This is a genomic window from aff. Roholtiella sp. LEGE 12411, from assembly GCF_015206995.1.
In the GTDB taxonomy this organism is placed as follows: domain Bacteria; phylum Cyanobacteriota; class Cyanobacteriia; order Cyanobacteriales; family Nostocaceae; genus Komarekiella.
Genome location: NZ_JADEXR010000054.1, coordinates 18,814 through 33,828 on the forward strand (window position 1 = coordinate 18,814; position 15,015 = coordinate 33,828).

General features: G+C 43.7%; 19 protein-coding genes. 12 read left to right on the forward strand and 7 right to left on the reverse strand.

The window, feature by feature from the left end; genetic code table 11:
- Positions 1-10: 10 nt before the first annotated feature.
- Positions 11-367, reverse strand: coding sequence for a response regulator transcription factor (locus IQ246_RS14210; protein WP_194004007.1), 357 nt, complete (start codon positions 365-367; stop codon positions 11-13).
- Positions 368-693: 326 nt separating this feature from the next.
- Positions 694-999, reverse strand: coding sequence for an IS1 family transposase (locus IQ246_RS14215; RefSeq protein WP_194004008.1), 306 nt, complete (start codon positions 997-999; stop codon positions 694-696).
- 133 nt (positions 1,000-1,132) lie between these two features.
- Here IQ246_RS14215 and IQ246_RS14220 point away from each other — a divergent pair, with 133 nt between their 5' ends.
- From IQ246_RS14220 to IQ246_RS14240, 5 genes are all read left to right on the forward strand, one after another.
- A complete protein-coding gene (locus IQ246_RS14220; RefSeq protein ID WP_194004009.1) occupies positions 1,133-3,241 on the forward strand; it encodes a chemotaxis protein CheA in 2,109 nt (702 codons plus the stop codon).
- A 5-nt stretch (positions 3,242-3,246) separates the two neighbouring features.
- Positions 3,247-3,690, forward strand: coding sequence for a chemotaxis protein CheW (locus IQ246_RS14225; RefSeq protein ID WP_194004010.1), 444 nt, complete (start codon positions 3,247-3,249; stop codon positions 3,688-3,690).
- A 47-nt stretch (positions 3,691-3,737) separates the two neighbouring features.
- Positions 3,738-4,730 (forward strand): methyl-accepting chemotaxis protein, encoded by a 993-nt coding sequence (locus IQ246_RS14230; RefSeq protein WP_244142028.1) that lies wholly within the window; start codon positions 3,738-3,740, stop codon positions 4,728-4,730.
- Between the two features lie 106 nt (positions 4,731-4,836).
- The gene (locus IQ246_RS14235; protein WP_194004012.1) at positions 4,837-5,925 is read left to right on the forward strand and encodes a chemotaxis response regulator protein-glutamate methylesterase; all 1,089 of its coding nucleotides are present in this window, start codon (positions 4,837-4,839) and stop codon (positions 5,923-5,925) included.
- Positions 5,922-6,746 carry a protein-glutamate O-methyltransferase CheR gene (locus IQ246_RS14240; protein ID WP_194004013.1) on the forward strand — a complete coding sequence of 275 codons (825 nt, stop codon included), beginning with the start codon at positions 5,922-5,924 and terminating at the stop codon, positions 6,744-6,746. Before IQ246_RS14235 ends, IQ246_RS14240 begins: the two co-directional genes overlap by 4 nt.
- A gap of 99 nt (positions 6,747-6,845) precedes the next feature.
- Here the strand turns inward: IQ246_RS14240 and tnpA are convergent, their stop codons facing one another.
- Entirely contained in the window at positions 6,846-7,259 is a 414-nt protein-coding gene (gene tnpA / locus IQ246_RS14245) for an IS200/IS605 family transposase (RefSeq protein WP_194004014.1), read from the reverse strand.
- 69 nt (positions 7,260-7,328) lie between these two features.
- On the opposite strand from tnpA, the gene IQ246_RS14250 reads away from it, so the two are divergent.
- The 4 genes from IQ246_RS14250 (at position 7,329) to IQ246_RS14265 (ending at position 11,658) form a co-directional block, all read left to right on the forward strand.
- The gene (locus IQ246_RS14250) at positions 7,329-8,807 is read left to right on the forward strand and encodes an RNA-guided endonuclease TnpB family protein (RefSeq protein WP_244142029.1); all 1,479 of its coding nucleotides are present in this window, start codon (positions 7,329-7,331) and stop codon (positions 8,805-8,807) included.
- Between the two features lie 231 nt (positions 8,808-9,038).
- Entirely contained in the window at positions 9,039-9,485 is a 447-nt protein-coding gene (locus IQ246_RS14255) for a DUF3598 family protein (protein ID WP_194004015.1), read from the forward strand.
- Positions 9,486-9,577: 92 nt separating this feature from the next.
- A complete protein-coding gene (hisS, locus tag IQ246_RS14260; RefSeq protein ID WP_194004016.1) occupies positions 9,578-10,966 on the forward strand; it encodes a histidine--tRNA ligase in 1,389 nt (462 codons plus the stop codon).
- A 140-nt stretch (positions 10,967-11,106) separates the two neighbouring features.
- The gene (locus IQ246_RS14265) at positions 11,107-11,658 is read left to right on the forward strand and encodes a 2'-5' RNA ligase family protein (RefSeq protein ID WP_194004017.1); all 552 of its coding nucleotides are present in this window, start codon (positions 11,107-11,109) and stop codon (positions 11,656-11,658) included.
- 121 nt (positions 11,659-11,779) lie between these two features.
- On the opposite strand, the gene IQ246_RS14270 is transcribed toward IQ246_RS14265, so the two are convergent.
- The 3 genes from IQ246_RS14270 to IQ246_RS14280 form a co-directional block, all read right to left on the reverse strand.
- On the reverse strand, positions 11,780-12,148 hold the full coding sequence (locus tag IQ246_RS14270) for a DUF5615 family PIN-like protein (protein WP_194004018.1): 369 nt from the start codon (positions 12,146-12,148) through the stop codon (positions 11,780-11,782).
- Positions 12,145-12,438 carry a DUF433 domain-containing protein gene (locus IQ246_RS14275; protein ID WP_244142030.1) on the reverse strand — a complete coding sequence of 98 codons (294 nt, stop codon included), beginning with the start codon at positions 12,436-12,438 and terminating at the stop codon, positions 12,145-12,147. Before IQ246_RS14275 ends, IQ246_RS14270 begins: the two co-directional genes overlap by 4 nt.
- Positions 12,439-12,964: 526 nt before the next feature.
- Positions 12,965-13,270 carry a hypothetical protein gene (locus IQ246_RS14280; protein ID WP_194004020.1) on the reverse strand — a complete coding sequence of 102 codons (306 nt, stop codon included), beginning with the start codon at positions 13,268-13,270 and terminating at the stop codon, positions 12,965-12,967.
- 97 nt (positions 13,271-13,367) lie between these two features.
- Between IQ246_RS14280 and IQ246_RS14285 the strand changes: the two genes are divergently transcribed.
- The 3 genes from IQ246_RS14285 (at position 13,368) to IQ246_RS14295 (ending at position 14,420) form a co-directional block, all read left to right on the forward strand.
- Positions 13,368-13,763 carry a hypothetical protein gene (locus tag IQ246_RS14285; protein WP_194004021.1) on the forward strand — a complete coding sequence of 132 codons (396 nt, stop codon included), beginning with the start codon at positions 13,368-13,370 and terminating at the stop codon, positions 13,761-13,763.
- Between the two features lie 20 nt (positions 13,764-13,783).
- The gene (locus tag IQ246_RS14290; protein ID WP_194004022.1) at positions 13,784-13,939 is read left to right on the forward strand and encodes a hypothetical protein; all 156 of its coding nucleotides are present in this window, start codon (positions 13,784-13,786) and stop codon (positions 13,937-13,939) included.
- A gap of 94 nt (positions 13,940-14,033) precedes the next feature.
- Positions 14,034-14,420 (forward strand): hypothetical protein, encoded by a 387-nt coding sequence (locus tag IQ246_RS14295; RefSeq protein WP_194004023.1) that lies wholly within the window; start codon positions 14,034-14,036, stop codon positions 14,418-14,420.
- 95 nt (positions 14,421-14,515) lie between these two features.
- Here the strand turns inward: IQ246_RS14295 and IQ246_RS14300 are convergent.
- A partial coding sequence (locus IQ246_RS14300) for a carbohydrate porin (RefSeq protein WP_194004024.1) occupies positions 14,516-15,015 on the reverse strand: 500 nt, incomplete at its 5' end.

Here is a 15,015-nt window from a genome sequence, read left to right on the forward strand (position 1 = left end):
ACGGAATTTCCTACGCAAAAATTTGCCGCACAGCTTGGCGAACCTCATCCTCTTTTGCAGGCTTATTGATAAACCCGACCGCACCAAGTTCCATTCCTTGCTGACGAGATGAGTCTTGTATATCTGCTGAAATAATAATAGCGGGAACCTTTAAGTTCTCCTGCTTTAGCAACTTTAATAGCTCAAACCCATTGATATCAGGCATCAGCAAATCAGTAAGGACACAATTTGGTTGGTGACTTTTGATCATCTCTAACCCTTCCTGTCCGTTTACGGCTTCTAAGATCTCGTACCCGTCAATCTGCAAATACTTCCGCAGCATTCTGCGGCTAAAAGCAGCATCATCAATGATTAAAATTGTAGCCATTTTTTTTACAAATAAAGGCAGTTATACTGAGGACAGAGGGCAGCTTTGCTGGAAGTATGAATAAAAACTTTAGTTGTGGGTCTAATGCCCACTAGTATAAAAAAAATTGGTGTCGAGATGCGTAGCACTAGACACAAGACGTCCTTACTTGCATCCCATGTTTTTAGACGTGGTTTCCCTCCTGCCTCCTGAATTAAAAGTTTAAACTAGTTCTCGGTGCGAAACCTAAAATTATAATAAATATACTCACTAGGTCTAGGTGTTGACCCAACCTCGTTCAAAAAGAGTTTCGCACCGCCAACTAAACTAAATCTTTAGAATGTTTGTTAAGTGCGATCGCTGGTTTCTTCGGCGCGATTAAACAAAGATTCAAAGCCCAGAGGGTCGAAACTGACTCTCTGAATCCAGTACAAAACCGTCGTGTGATGAACTTGAGTCGCCCGCTCGATCGCTTTCACTCCCATTCCACTAAAGTACAGATCAAGGCAACGTTGCTTCATCTCATCCGAGTAGCGCAATTGTCGGTATGTTTGAAGGAATTGTCGCCCACACTGCTTGCAGCGGTAAGACTGCACGCCTCTGCGATAGCCGTTTTTGCAAGTTTGGGTAAAGTTACAACTCGGACATTGCATATACAAGCCTTAGCATGACGATCATTACTTTTCAGCAATATCAACCCTGTAACCTCTATCTTAAGATAGATTCTTGGCAACCTAGTAGCTCCGTAGGATTAGAGATTGAAGCTGTAGTGTAGTTGGGCGAGGTATGTCGATCGCAGTCGATGACGAAGATATCCAGGCGTTTTTAGTGGAGAGTTACGACAACCTTGATCAGATCGAGCAAGATATTTTAGCTCTAGAAGACCCATCTGCTGACCGAGATGCTCTAACTCGGTTATACCGATCGCTTCATACTATCAAAGGAAATTGCGGCTTTCTGCCGTTTCCAAAACTGGAAGCGATCGCTCATGCAGGCGAGAGCTTACTCGGTCAGTTGCGCGATCAATCAGTGGGAATCACGCCACAGATCACCTCTATTTTGCTCCAGACAGCCGATGGGTTACGCCAAATGCTTCGCGCAATTGAAGCGACGGGAAGCGAAACGGAGATTGATTATTCTACACTAATCAAAACGCTAGAAGCCGTTCAAAGCGGTTCGCCCCCTCAGAACTTGGACTCATGGGTGCAGTCTTCAAAGCTCACTGCTTCTGAAGACACTGAGGTGGCTACGTCCACGATTCGAGTCAATGTGGGGTTGCTCGATCAAGTGATGACCCTGGTAGAAGAATTGGTGCTGGTTCGCAATGAAGTGGTAAGTTTTTCAGACGGTCTAAATAATTCTTCGTTTACCGGAGTTTGTCAGCGATTGAATCTGATCACCAGCGATCTGCAAGAAGGAATTATGAGAACCCGAATGCAGCCGATGAATACTATTTTTCAGAAGTTTCCGCGCGTGGTTAGAGACTTAGCGATCGCCCATCACAAACAAGTGCAAATTCACATTGAAGGAGCAGAAACAGAGCTAGATCGCCGTCTGATTGAACACATTAAAGATCCCCTGACTCATTTAATTCGCAATTGTGTGGATCATGGTATCGAGCTGCCGGAGGTGCGAGTCGCTCAAGGTAAGCTTCCTCAAGGGCAGTTGAGCATTCGAGCGTTTCATGAACAGGGCAAAGTCAACCTTGAAATCAGGGATGACGGTAAGGGAATTGCTCCCGATCGGTTAAAGCAGCGATCGCAGCAGTTAGGGATATTAACGTCTACTCAAGCCGACGCACTCAGCGATCAAGAAGCCTTTGATCTGATGTTTTTGCCTGGATTTTCGACCGCAGAACACGTGACGAATCTATCGGGTCGCGGTGTAGGAATGGATGTAGTGCGCTCAAACCTAGAGCGAGTCAACGGTACGATCGAGGTTCGCAGTCAGATCAATATTGGCACTACATTTCGGATTAAAATCCCGTTAACGTTGGCGATTGTCTCGGCGCTTCTGATTTCAAGCGGTAATGAACGATTCGCGATCGCGCAAACCAATATTCAAGAGTTAGTTCGTTTAGAAGGGCAGCAGATTGCTCAAATCGAAACCCTGTATGACATTCCCGTTTATCGACTCAGAGAGACGCTGTTGCCGTTAGTTTATCTCAACTCAGTCTTACAGTTAACCGATAAAGTGACCGATTCTGAAATTGTTTACTTGGTGGTGATCCAAGCAGATGACTATCAGTTTGGGGTCGTGGTCGATGCGATCGACGATGTGCAAGAGATTGTGGTAAAACCCCTCGGAAAACAGCTCAAAGAGTTGGCGATTTATGCCGGGGCAACTATTTTAGGAGACGGACAAATCGCCTTGATTTTAGACGCAGTGGGACTAGCAAAGCAGTCTAACGTGATGGCTCAATTTCAAAAGCGACTGTCCGCGATCGCGCCTACGATCGCCGAAGAGGCTCTCGACCAGCAGTTGATTTTGCTGATTGAAGGACCGCAGCGATCGCGGATGGGCATTCCCATGTTGGCAGCCATCCGATTAGAAACATTTCCATCCTCCGCGATCGAGCGAGTTGGCAATCAAGATTTGGTTAGATACCGCGATCGGATTTTGCCCCTAATTGATTTACATCAAATCTTTGGCAACAGCGTGCCTGAGCGAGACGAACTTTCTGTGGTGGTGGTCGCGCTGAGTGCGATCTCTAGCGTTGGAATTATTGTCGATCGGATTCTAGACATTGTGGAGGATTCTTTAAGCTTTAAAGGAGCCGCAACTCGCCCTGGAATCCGCTTTTGCACAAACATTCAAGACCAGGTGACAGAGATGTTAGATATTGATGCGATCGTTGAAATCGTCAACCCACATCTTTTGCGGCAGGTCGGGTAACTCGCATGGCACAGCAATTTTGTACGTTTTATCTCAACAGCATTCATTTTGGGATTCCGATCGAGCAGGTGCAAGAAATCATCCGGCATCAGATTCCGGTTCGCGTTCCGCTTGCGGAGTCAGATGTGTGCGGCTTGATTAATCTGCGGGGTCAAATCATCACGGTGGTCAACCTCAAGCGTCGGCTCGATATGCCCACCGCAACCACCGAGCAACCTTTAGATGCGGCTCAATACAATGTTGTTATTTGTGCCAATGAAGATGTCGTCAGCTTAGAAATTGATCAACTAGACGACATCTTAGACCTGAGTGAGGAGGACTTTGAGCCGCCTCCTGCGACGCTTCAAGGCACACTCCGACCCTTATTGCAGGGGGCTTACAAGCTTGCAAATGGGTTCTTACTCGTTCTCGATCCAGCAAAAGTGTTGGAAATCAAACCCCAGTCGTAAATTTAAACCAAGAATTTTCACTCATGACCTCAAATCAAGACCCCGCAATGGATGGAACAATCACAGCATCGCGCAAAACCACAGCAAAATCAACCAATGGATTCAAAGCTCAATTGCAACCCTTTGTAGATGCTTTGAATGGAGCAAAAGCGGGGGATTTTTCAGTGCGGCTTGCTGAGGACAATGACCTGGGCGAAGTCGCGATCGCGTTCAATGAAATGATCGCCTCGGTGCGAGACTCGATTCGACAAATGGCAGAAGTCGCCGCAACGGTGGCATCCTCGGCTGAAGAGTTAACTGCCGTTAGTAGCGAAATGAGCGGCAACGCCTCTCAAACCGCGGAGCAAGCAACCTCAGCCTCAGCCTCAGCCGAGCAAGTGAGTCAAAATGCCATCACGGTCGCCACCGCCGTTGAAGAAATGACCGCGAGCATTCGAGAAATCGCTAGAAATTCAGCACAAGGGGCAAAGATTGCAACCGATGCTGTCGGGACAGCCGTGAAAACCAATGCCACGATCAACAAGCTGGGGCAAAGCAGCATTGACATTGGCAAAGTCGTTAAAGTGATCACCTCGATCGCGCAGCAAACAAATCTGCTGGCTCTAAATGCGACAATCGAGGCGGCTCGTGCGGGAGACGCTGGCAAAGGATTTGCGGTGGTTGCAAGTGAAGTCAAAGAACTCGCCAAACAGACTGCCAACGCAACTGAAGATATCAGTCAACGCATTGAGGCGATTCAGACTGACACTAACGGAGCAGTAGAAGCCATCACTGAGATCACGGGGGTGGTCAACCAGATTAGTGATATTCAAACCACCATCGCCAGCGCTGTCGAAGAACAAACGGCAACGACCAGCGAAATCTCTCGCAACGTGGCAGAATCGGCTAAGGGTGCAACCAATATTGCTAAAAACATTGGCATTGTCGCGCAGAATGCTCTAAGCACGACTTCTGGAGCAAACAATACGTCTCAAGCGGCTGAAGAACTAGCGCGAATTGCAGCGGAGTTACAAAAGATTGTCGGCAAGTTCAAGTTCTAAGGAGAGGCAAGTTGCAATGAGCCATAGACTTTAAGCTCAGTCCTTTAACCATTAGGAGAAAGGTTTTGATCTACCTGATTTAATTTTCCATTCTCCTATTTTAACCATGTCTAAAATCCATATCCTGATTGTTGATGATGCTGTTATCGTTCGCAGTCGTCTAAGCAAACTTTTTGCACTGGACTCCGAGTTTGAAGTAGTAGGCGTGGCTGCAACCGGACGAATTGCGATCGCTAAAATTCCACAAGTCAACCCAGATGTTGTGATTTTAGATGTCGAGATGCCCGATATGAACGGGTTAGAAACCTTAGCGGAGATTCGCCGATCCTATCCCAACCTTCCGGTGATTATGTTTAGTACCCAGACGCACACCGGAGCGGCTGCAACGCTGGACGCTCTGGCTTTGGGAGCCTCAGACTATGCGACTAAACCCAGTCAACTCGGCAGTGTTGAAGCGGCAAACCAACACATCCAGGAAACTTTATTCCCCAAGATCAAGTTTTTTGGAGCAAAGACAGCCCGACCGTCTGCGAGTGTTCCAGTTGCCGCTCCTGCAATTCACTCCTCTCAACGGATACGCTCTAGCCTTGCCTTGATCGACATTCTCGCGATCGGGGCTTCCACAGGTGGACCAAATGCTTTGAGTCTGGTGCTGCCTCAACTCCCCAAGACTTTTCCGATTCCCATCGTGATTGTGCAACATATGCCAGCGATGTTTACCAGGCTGATGGCAGAGCGATTGGCGACTAAATGCCAATTGGCTGTCGCAGAAGCTTATGCAGGTGCGCCGCTCACTCCCGGAACTATCTGGATTGCTCCCGGTGACTATCATGTAGAAGTGACGCGATCAAGAACGCAAATGCAATTAATCACGCATCAAGCGACTCCAGAAAATTTTTGCCGCCCTTCGGTAGACGTGTTGTTTCGTTCCATTGCTCAACACTACAAAGCCCGATCGCTGGGTGTAATTCTCACAGGAATGGGACAAGACGGGCTACGCGGTTGCGAATCGATGCGTGGCGCGGGAGGGCGGATCTTAGTACAAGATGAAGCTAGTAGCGTTGTGTGGGGAATGCCAGGATTTGTGGCAAACGCTGGGCTTGCAGATGCCGTTTTGCCTTTAGATGTAATGGCGATCGAGATTTTACACCAGGTCGCTCAGGCTTCTTCTGGAATGGATCAGGAGCGCCAATGAATTCGCCGCCCTTTGACTTTGATTATATTCGGGAGTTGGTGCGCCAACAATCGGCAGTCGTACTTGGCGCTGAGAAAAAATATCTAGCAGATCTGCATCTGGGATCGGTCGCAGAGCGTAGCGGATTTTCGTCGATCGCTGCCTTTGTGGAGGAGCTTAAACACACCCCATTTGGAACGCTGCACGTCCAAGCGGTTGAAGCACTGCTGACGAATGAAACATCCTTTTTTCGCGATTTATACCCTTTTGAAGCGCTCAGAACTGATGTGCTTTTGCACATGATTCAACAGCGTCAGCAGGAGCGATCGCTAACAATTTGGTGTGCGGGTTGTTCTTACGGACAAGAGCCTTATAGTATTGCAATCTTAATTCAAGAATACTTCCCAGAGTTAGCAGATTGGAGTCTACAGCTCATTGCCAGTGATGTATCAGGAAGAGTATTGGCGCGATTAAAGCAAGGCTCTTATACTCAACTTGAAGTCAATCGAGGACTCTCCTTTACTTTGCGAGACAAGTACTTTCGCAAACAGCAAGACTTGTGGCAGATCAGCGATACCATTCGTCAAATGTTAACGGTTCGGCAACTCAACCTCATCCACGAGTGGAAGGCGCTGCCAATGATAGACATCATTTTTCTGCGAAATGTGTTGATCTACTTTGACATCGAGACAAAAATCTCGATTCTGCAAAAGATTCGGCAGCAGTTACGTCCTGATGGCTACCTGTTTTTAGGCGGAGGCGAAACCGTCTTTGATATTGATAGTCAGTTTGAGTCGGTGCGAATTAACCAGAGTATTTGTCATCGCCTACGTAGCCCCTAGCTATAGGAATCCTATCAGAGCATAACGGGAGCGTGAGAACCTCTACTCTTTAGAGAGGGGATGAAACGCGACCCGCAGGACTTTAGTCCGGCGTTTCTCCTATTTTCCTCTCTGATTTTCAATATACTTCTTAACTACCTCAGTGCTGACTTGACCTGTTGACGCTACAAAATAGGTCGGTGTCCACAAAGCGGGTAGTTTTTTTAATTCTGGAAATTCTTTTCTTAAATGATGTGATGCCCTGCCTTTTACCCATCTAGCTACATCTGCGGGTGATTCATGAGTAGGGGTGTTGACAAATAGATGTACATGGTCTGGCATTATTTCCAAAGCAATAAGTTTCCATCCGTGTTCAGTTACCAAGTCGAAAATTATTTCTTGCAACCGTTTAGCCACATCTTTTACCAACACAGGTCTACGACGTTTAGGCACAAAAACAAAATGGTAATTAATTGATGATACGGAATTTTCAGTACGCCTGTACTCGTAATCTTCCTTAGATAATTTAGCCATAATTTTACGGAATATTGTTGCTACATTCTGTAGTAACAATGATAATAAACAACAGGAGGTGATGACAAATTGTACAGAACAATACCGCTAAAAGCAAAGTTTACCGACGAAGAAAAAGCTTTTTGGATTAACCAATGTGAACACGCCAATAGCTTGATTAATTGCGCCATATATGCAACAAAACAAGCTCATTATGCAAGTTTGCAGGAATCTGATAATGCTTTTACTACCTATTGGCGTGGTGATGAATTGCGTTATGGGTGGAAAACATACCACTGTAAAACAAGCTACCCAGAACTAGACAAAATCCTGAAAGACAATCCTCACTACAAAGCAATGGCAGCGCAGTCTGCACAACAAACTTTAAAGTCTGTGGGAGAGTCGATAACCAGTTACAACGGATTGGTTAAGGCTTATTATCGGAGTGAAGTAGATAAACCTTCACTGCCAAAATATAGAAAACGTGGTGGTCTGGCTGCGGTTACGTTTCCCCGTCAGGCTCTTACTTGGAAAAACAGTTGTTTTTATCCGTCAATTAGCAAAGAGACAAAACCACATTTGCTAACTGAAATAACCTTACAATTACCCGATTTTATTGATTTTGATTGGGTTAAAGAGGTTACTGTTAGACCTTATTTAGGAGAATTATGGATTGATTGGGTTATTGATGACGGCAAGCAACCAATTGATATTAACCCCCATCTTGATTACACTCAAGCATGGAGTTTTGACCACGGTGGTACAAATTGGTTAACAGGTGTTTCAACTCGTGGCAAAAGCTTGATTATTGACGGTAAAAAACTTAAATCAATGAATCAAGGTTATTGCCGTCTAGTTGCTAAATACAAGCAAGGGAAATCAGAGTTTTACTGGGATAGTAACTTAGACCTAGTACAGCGCAAACGCAATAATCAGATGCGTGATGCTGTTAACAAAGCCACCAGATTCATCATTAATCAATGCCTCAATGACCGTGTTGGTAATCTAGTTATTGGTTGGAATGATGGTCAGAAAAACGGTTCTAACATGGGTAAGCGTGGCAACCAAAACTTTGTAGTTATTCCTACAGGACGACTGATTGAACGTCTTAAACAACTTTGTCTGGAGTATGGAATACAGTTAACAATCACTGAGGAAGCATATACTTCAAAAGCGTCTTACCTAGATGGCGACAGCCTCCACAAACATGGTGAAAAACCCAACGGATGGAAACCGTCAGGACAAAGGGTAAAACGCGGATTGTACAAAAGCCGTGATGGACATCTTATCAATGCAGATTGCAATGGTAGCGCCAACATCATGAGAAAAGTAGCCACACAGCTAGGATTAAACTTAGCCGAGGTGGGTAGGGCATCTTTGACAGTGCCACAACGAATTGATTTGTTTACGCGATTAAATAAATCATATCGACTACGATTGCGGAGTGGGTCTTCTAGACCCCGTAGCAACATCCGTTTAGAATCCCCCGTGTTTCCAACCGGGGGAGATGTCAATTTAATTAAAACTAATTCTGTTAGTGATCCTTGGTGGTTTGATAATAGGGAGTAGAGAATAAGATAGGACTTACGCAACTGGCACACAAGGCTTCTGGTATAAGAGTCAAGGGTCAAGGGTCAAGGGTCAAGGGGAGCCACTGCGCCCTTGCGGCTCTTTTGACTTAAAGCAAGTGGCGTTTAAGAATCAAGGTTTTTTGGACTTTTGACCTTTGACTCTGGACAACCTCTGGCGTAAAAATATGACACTTGCGTAAGCCCTGACTTTATTGAAAGGAGTTTTGTAATGTCTAATATTCGAGAAGGAATGCCAGTGCTTGCCCGTCATGAAGGCGATTGGATAGGTACTTATACTTTAATTGATACAGCAGGAAAAATCCTTGACAGCTATGAGTCTCATTTAACCTGCCAATTTCCAGAAAATAACCCTCATCCCTACTATCAAATCAATCGCTATAAGTGGTCTGATGGGAAAAATGAAGAGTATGAATTCCCCGGAACCTATAAAGATCATAAACTCTGGTTTGACACTGATCGCATTTCAGGAAAAGCATGGGAAGCTGATGATTCCATTGTTATTTTATGGTTTTCTTATAAGACAAATCCAGAACTGAACTTGTATGAAATGATTTACATTAGTCCTGACAATAACAATCGTGCCCGCACATGGCATTGGTTTAAGAATAATCAAATCTTTCAACGCACCCTGATCCAAGAAGAACGCTTAAAATAGCAATTTCTACGCTTAAATTGGTAGGGTGCGTTACACGTAAGTTAACGCACCATTTTATAAATTCTCAAATTTTCACTCTACAAAGCACGTGTATGGCAAAAGGTGACAAAATAAACTTCTCCACCCCTAGCGGTTTCCCAGAATTTCTTCCTAGTGAAAAACGGCTCGAATTATATTTGCTAGATACCATCAGAAGAGTTTTTGAAAGCTATGGGTTTACACCAATTGAAACTCCCGCAGTAGAACGTTTAGAAGTGCTGCAAGCTAAAGGGAATCAAGGCGATAATATCATTTATGGTATTGATCCAATCCTGCCACCAAATCGGCAAGCAGAGAGGGATAAATCGGGCGAAACTGGTTCGGAAGCCAGAGCTTTGAAATTTGATCAAACAGTTCCTTTAGCCGCTTATATTGCCCGTCACTTGAATGAATTGACTTTTCCTTTTGCTCGCTACCAAATGGATGTTGTTTTTCGCGGTGAACGGGCAAAAGATGGGCGTTTTCGTCAGTTCCGTCAGTGTGATATTGATGTAGTTGCTCGTCGTGAACTCAGCTTGCTATACGATGCTCAGATGCCTGCAATTATCACCGAGATATTTGAGGCAGTAAAGATTGGTGATTTTCTCATTCGCATCAACAATCGCAAAATTCTTACAGGTTTCTTTAAATCGTTAGGAATTGCAGAGAATAAAATTAAATCCTGTATTAGCATCATTGATAATCTGGAAAAAATTGGTGAAGTTAAAGTTAAACAGGAGTTAGAAAAAGAGGAAATTTCAGTAGAAAAAACTCAAAAAATCATTGATTTTATTAAAATTGATGGTACTGTTGATCAAGTATTGGATAAGCTCAAGTATCTCGCGCAAAGTTTACCAGAAGCTGAGCAATTTAGTCTGGGAGTTGCTGAAATAGAAACGGTGATTGCAGGAGTTCGCAATCTGGGAGTTGGGGAAAATCGTTTCTCTATTGATTTAGCGATCGCGCGTGGTTTAGATTATTATACTGGAACAGTTTACGAAACTACTCTAATAGGACACGAAGCTTTAGGTAGTATTTGCTCTGGCGGCAGATACGAAGAATTAGTCGGAACATTTTTAGGCGAGAAAATGCCTGGTGTGGGCATTTCAATCGGTTTAACTCGTTTAATCAGTCGCTTGCTAAAAGCTGGTATTCTTAGTACCTTAGCTGCGACACCAGCACAGGTAATGGTAGTGAATATGCAAGAAGATTTGATGCCCATTTATTTAAATGTGTCTCAAATGCTGCGTCAGGCTGGCATTAATGTCATAACTAGTTTTGATAAGAGAGGATTGGGTAAACAATTTCAGCTAGCTGAAAAGCAAGGAATTCAATTCTGCGTAATTATTGGTTCTGAGGAAGCCGCAGCCCAAAAGTCTTCTCTCAAAGATTTGAAAACAGGCGAACAAATAGAAGTGCCATTGGCAGATTTGGCTGATGAAGTGAAACGCCGACTATCTTGATTAAAAATTAATTTCCTTAGGGAAGTTACTCTCGTAGAATAGGATTTAAAGAGGCAATTCCGAATATCGTTGTTCTTCTCATAGGTCTGTTTTTGATCGAAAAAACTATTCCATTTTTGCTCCGAAGCTAAGTAGTCAGTATGAGTCGTTTTTTCATTGCTTTGCTACCGTCACAAGATATTCAGAATCACGCCAACCAAATCAAGCAGTACTTTGCTGACAAGTATGCTAGTGACGACGCGCAAAAATCTCCGCCACACGTTACGCTACAACCGCCTTTTGAATGGGTAGATAGTAATGTGTCAATCTTAGAAACATCTTTGAGGGAATTTGCTAGCAAACAAAATTCAGTACCTGTTACACTCAGCGGGTTTGCTGCTTTTCCCCCCCGTGTCATATATATTGATGTGGTGAAAACTCCTGAACTCTTGACTTTGCAAGCGGATTTAATGGCTTATGCAGAAAGCAACTTAGGAATTGTTGACGAAGTTGGTAAAAAGCGTCCTTTTGCGCCCCATATTACAGTTGCATTTCGGGATTTAACAAAGCAGAACTTTAAAGCTGCTTGGCCAGAGTTTGAAAATCGCCAGTTTGATTTTGAGTTTACGGCTGATAAGTTAACGCTGTTAATCCATGACGGTAGGCGCTGGAATATTAAATCAGAGTTTGCATTTTTGTCTCATCGCAGTTGAACGATATTTTTTTTGTTAAAGAGTAGTCCAAGTCCCGCCCATAAATAAATTTATGGGCGTGTCTGACACGGGAGCGTTGTGAGTTTGATTGTTGGAGCTTTGCGAACGCACTCAATTCTATCTATTGCTCGATCCAAGTACTTATAAATTCCACCTTATTCTGCATTTTTTCTGCTGAATTAGCTACAATTAAGCTCAAAATACCGCGCATTATTTCCCCCACTGAATAACGTTGCTGCTGTACTAAAATCATCCCTGCATGAAATTGTTCTTTGCTTAAAAAATCAGTGTGCAAACGGTAGAAATCTCTAATATTAGAACTATATAAAACAAGACCTTGCTCGGTTGCCCATCTTAGTTGCTCTTCATCGGTATAACCAAGCCTATTCAAACTTAGACTTGTTATCACATCTACACCACGATTTTGTAGAGCCAGAACTAAAGAACGTGCTGTAGAATCCTCGTCCATATACAAGCGAATTTGGCTCATAAGAGCTTTTGGGTTTTATGCAGTTTCTCTAATCTTTCAGCCTCATCTGCCTCTGCTGCAATGTCAGCGTCAATTTGGTCGCGGTTAGCATGATAATAAGCTAAGGCTGCATAAACTTGCGCTAAAGTCAGATGACTAATTTGATCTGCAATCTCTTCTGCGCTGTAACCTTGTTTGTACCAGATGGCTATGCGCCTGACTGTCACCCCTGTACCAGCAATAATCGGAGAACCACCGTGTATTCCAGGATGACAGTTAATTAGTTTACCAATATCAGTAATAGTTGCCAAAACTTTTTCTCCTAAACGTATCATACTAAATATTATTCTCTATAATATTCATTACTTTCCCTTGGCTTGACTACACTGGCAAAACCCCGATGATGCGTGGGTTTAAAAGAACAATCGTATAACTCATTATCTCTACTCTGAACGGTTAGCAAGATATGCATCTATAGTCACGGATTGACCATCTTTATACTCAGTGCGAATTGCTTGATTTTCTGCATCATCTATGCTTATTTTAACAGTTATATTTTTGTCAAGTAGAAAGTCTTCGGGTTTGGAATGGTAAGCTGTTACGCAAATAAACTTGTATATTTCGCGCTTACCTTGTCAAGAGTCAAAAGTCCACAGTCAAAGGCTAGCTTTGACTGTGGACTTTTGACAGCCTAAGCGCGAGAATATTTTACAGCACTTCCGGCAGCTATGAGGTACAACATCTTCAAAGCTGAAAGCTATACTAGGAGAGGGACAAGGAGAAAATCTGTATTGCATAATAGCGGGAAGCGCTGTATCTAGACGCGTATCAGCTTACTTAACCCAAGTTACTACCTAAAGCAATTTCACAACTTACTGGAGCGGTTTCACAACTGACGGGAACGGTTCCACAACTTACCGGAGCAGTTCCACAACTTACCGGAGCGGTTTCACAACTGACGGGAACGGTTTCACAACTTACCGGAGCAGTTTCACAACTGACGGGAACGGTTCCACGACTAACGGGAATGCTTCCACAACTTACCGGAGCGGTTCCATAACTTACGGGAACGGTTCCACAACTTACGGGAACAGTTTCCCTTAAAATTTTTGTGATTAAATACCGAAAAATTACTAGTATCACCTGAAAATTTTATTATCAAAGATTGTGAGTTACCCTGAACCGGGATGCATTTAACTAAGGCAAGCTAGCTTTAGAAGTATCTTAAAAGAATAAATTTATGTCTCGTCCAAAGCGTACATCTCGCGTTTTAGAAAAAGCTCAGTTAAGATGCGCTGGACTGAAATCGATTGTTCCAAACATTAAATTTGATGAGGATTATAATCTGGAAAAACTGATTGAGTCAATTGAGCAATTACGTACCAAAATTGATATTTATAATACTGCTCTGTCTGTGGTTGATTCTTCTAAAACTGAAATTGAAGAGATGGAAAAAAATTTGAGCAGTCTTTCTGAGAAAATGCTGATGGTGGTTGCTATCAAGTATGGCAAAGACAGCCGCGAATATGAAATGGCGGGTGGTGTTCGTAGTAGCGATCGCATTCGCAAAATCCGGTCTAGCCGCTTGAAGACTGTTGCAGAGCAAGCATTAAATGAGAATACCAAAACTGCCTAGTGTTAGGCAAGCAGTAGAGCATGGGGGATGGGGAATGGGACATGGGGCATGGGGCATGGGGCATGGGGCATGGGAAAGAAGCTATCAATGCCCTATACTTTGGCTTACCAAAGCGATCGCAGTTCTCTTTTGCAAAGATGGTGAGATCACAAGTAGGCGATCGCAGCAGTTATTGAAAATATCAAATACAAGCTCTACAGATTTTGCTGAACCAAAATGCAATTTCAATAGGGCAAGCTAACTCTACAATCCTCTCAAAGGAGTATATTTGTGTCTTACAGAAAACGTACATATCGCGTTATCGAAAAAGCTGAGTTGAGACTTGCAAAACTCAATGCAATTGATCCAAATATGGATTTTGGAGATGCTAGGAACTTAAAAAACCTAACACAACTAATTGAGGAATTACGCACTAAAATCGATGCTTATAACAAAGCTTTAGAGGCAATTCAGTTTTCCCGAGCCGAGATTAAAGAGTTAGAAAAAACCTTGAATGATTTGTCTGAAAGGATGCTATTAGGAATTGCCTTTAAATATGGTACAGATAGCCGCGAATATAGTATGGCGGGTGGTGTTCGCAAAAGCGATCGCATCCGCAAAAGCAGATTAACCCGCCTGAAAGCTAGCTCAAAGAAAGCATCTACTAAGAACGCCTAAGCTGCATAATTGGGGATTGGGCATTGGGGATTGGGCATTGGGGATTGGGAGTTAAGAATTTCTCTTCCACTCTTCCACTCTTCCCCAATAACCAATTAGAAGTTGAAAGTAGTTCTTAGTGTACCAATGATTGCATCGTCGCTGTTGCTAGAAACTTGACCAGGATTTGTCAACCAAATTACCCCTGGGGTAATAGAGATGTTGTCGGTCACGCGATACTTATAGAAACCTTCAAAATGGTATGGTTTATCGCTATCAACACTGCCTAGGTATGGTTGAACACCTGCAAAAATTCCTAAGACGTTGCCTTTTTTACCGAAGTCTGGTAAGGCTACTCCAAGCCCATAGCTCCAAACTTCGCCATTATCATTAGCACCAAGACCTGTGATGTCGCTGTAAAGTACAAAACCACTAATCGACAGTTTATCACTAGGTTGGAAAGCAGCTTCAAAACCGAAGGAATTACTGATATAGGGATTACCACCGATACCGCCAGCAACACCGTTGGCGACAAAGTTAGCTTGTGAAGTACCTACTACAGCACCAGTCCCACCTGCGTTGAATAGAGGACTATTTGCACCATGATAACCGTGGA

What these genes read in the sequence shown, in the direction of transcription:
- IQ246_RS14255 (WP_194004015.1), top strand. Translation starts at nt 9,039, where the DNA reads ATGTCTAATATTCGAGAAGGAATGCCAGTGCTTGCCCGTCATGAAGGC.
- IQ246_RS14265 (WP_194004017.1), top strand. Translation starts at nt 11,107, where the DNA reads ATGAGTCGTTTTTTCATTGCTTTGCTACCGTCACAAGATATTCAGAAT.
- IQ246_RS14290 (WP_194004022.1), top strand. Translation starts at nt 13,784, where the DNA reads ATGGGGGATGGGGAATGGGACATGGGGCATGGGGCATGGGGCATGGGG.
- IQ246_RS14210 (WP_194004007.1), bottom strand. Translation starts at nt 367, where the DNA reads ATGGCTACAATTTTAATCATTGATGATGCTGCTTTTAGCCGCAGAATG.
- IQ246_RS14220 (WP_194004009.1), top strand. Translation starts at nt 1,133, where the DNA reads ATGTCGATCGCAGTCGATGACGAAGATATCCAGGCGTTTTTAGTGGAG.
- IQ246_RS14270 (WP_194004018.1), bottom strand. Translation starts at nt 12,148, where the DNA reads ATGAGCCAAATTCGCTTGTATATGGACGAGGATTCTACAGCACGTTCT.
- tnpA (WP_194004014.1), bottom strand. Translation starts at nt 7,259, where the DNA reads ATGGCTAAATTATCTAAGGAAGATTACGAGTACAGGCGTACTGAAAAT.
- IQ246_RS14235 (WP_194004012.1), top strand. Translation starts at nt 4,837, where the DNA reads ATGTCTAAAATCCATATCCTGATTGTTGATGATGCTGTTATCGTTCGC.
- IQ246_RS14285 (WP_194004021.1), top strand. Translation starts at nt 13,368, where the DNA reads ATGTCTCGTCCAAAGCGTACATCTCGCGTTTTAGAAAAAGCTCAGTTA.
- IQ246_RS14240 (WP_194004013.1), top strand. Translation starts at nt 5,922, where the DNA reads ATGAATTCGCCGCCCTTTGACTTTGATTATATTCGGGAGTTGGTGCGC.
- IQ246_RS14225 (WP_194004010.1), top strand. Translation starts at nt 3,247, where the DNA reads ATGGCACAGCAATTTTGTACGTTTTATCTCAACAGCATTCATTTTGGG.
- IQ246_RS14215 (WP_194004008.1), bottom strand. Translation starts at nt 999, where the DNA reads ATGCAATGTCCGAGTTGTAACTTTACCCAAACTTGCAAAAACGGCTAT.
- hisS (WP_194004016.1), top strand. Translation starts at nt 9,578, where the DNA reads ATGGCAAAAGGTGACAAAATAAACTTCTCCACCCCTAGCGGTTTCCCA.
- IQ246_RS14230 (WP_244142028.1), top strand. Translation starts at nt 3,738, where the DNA reads ATGGATGGAACAATCACAGCATCGCGCAAAACCACAGCAAAATCAACC.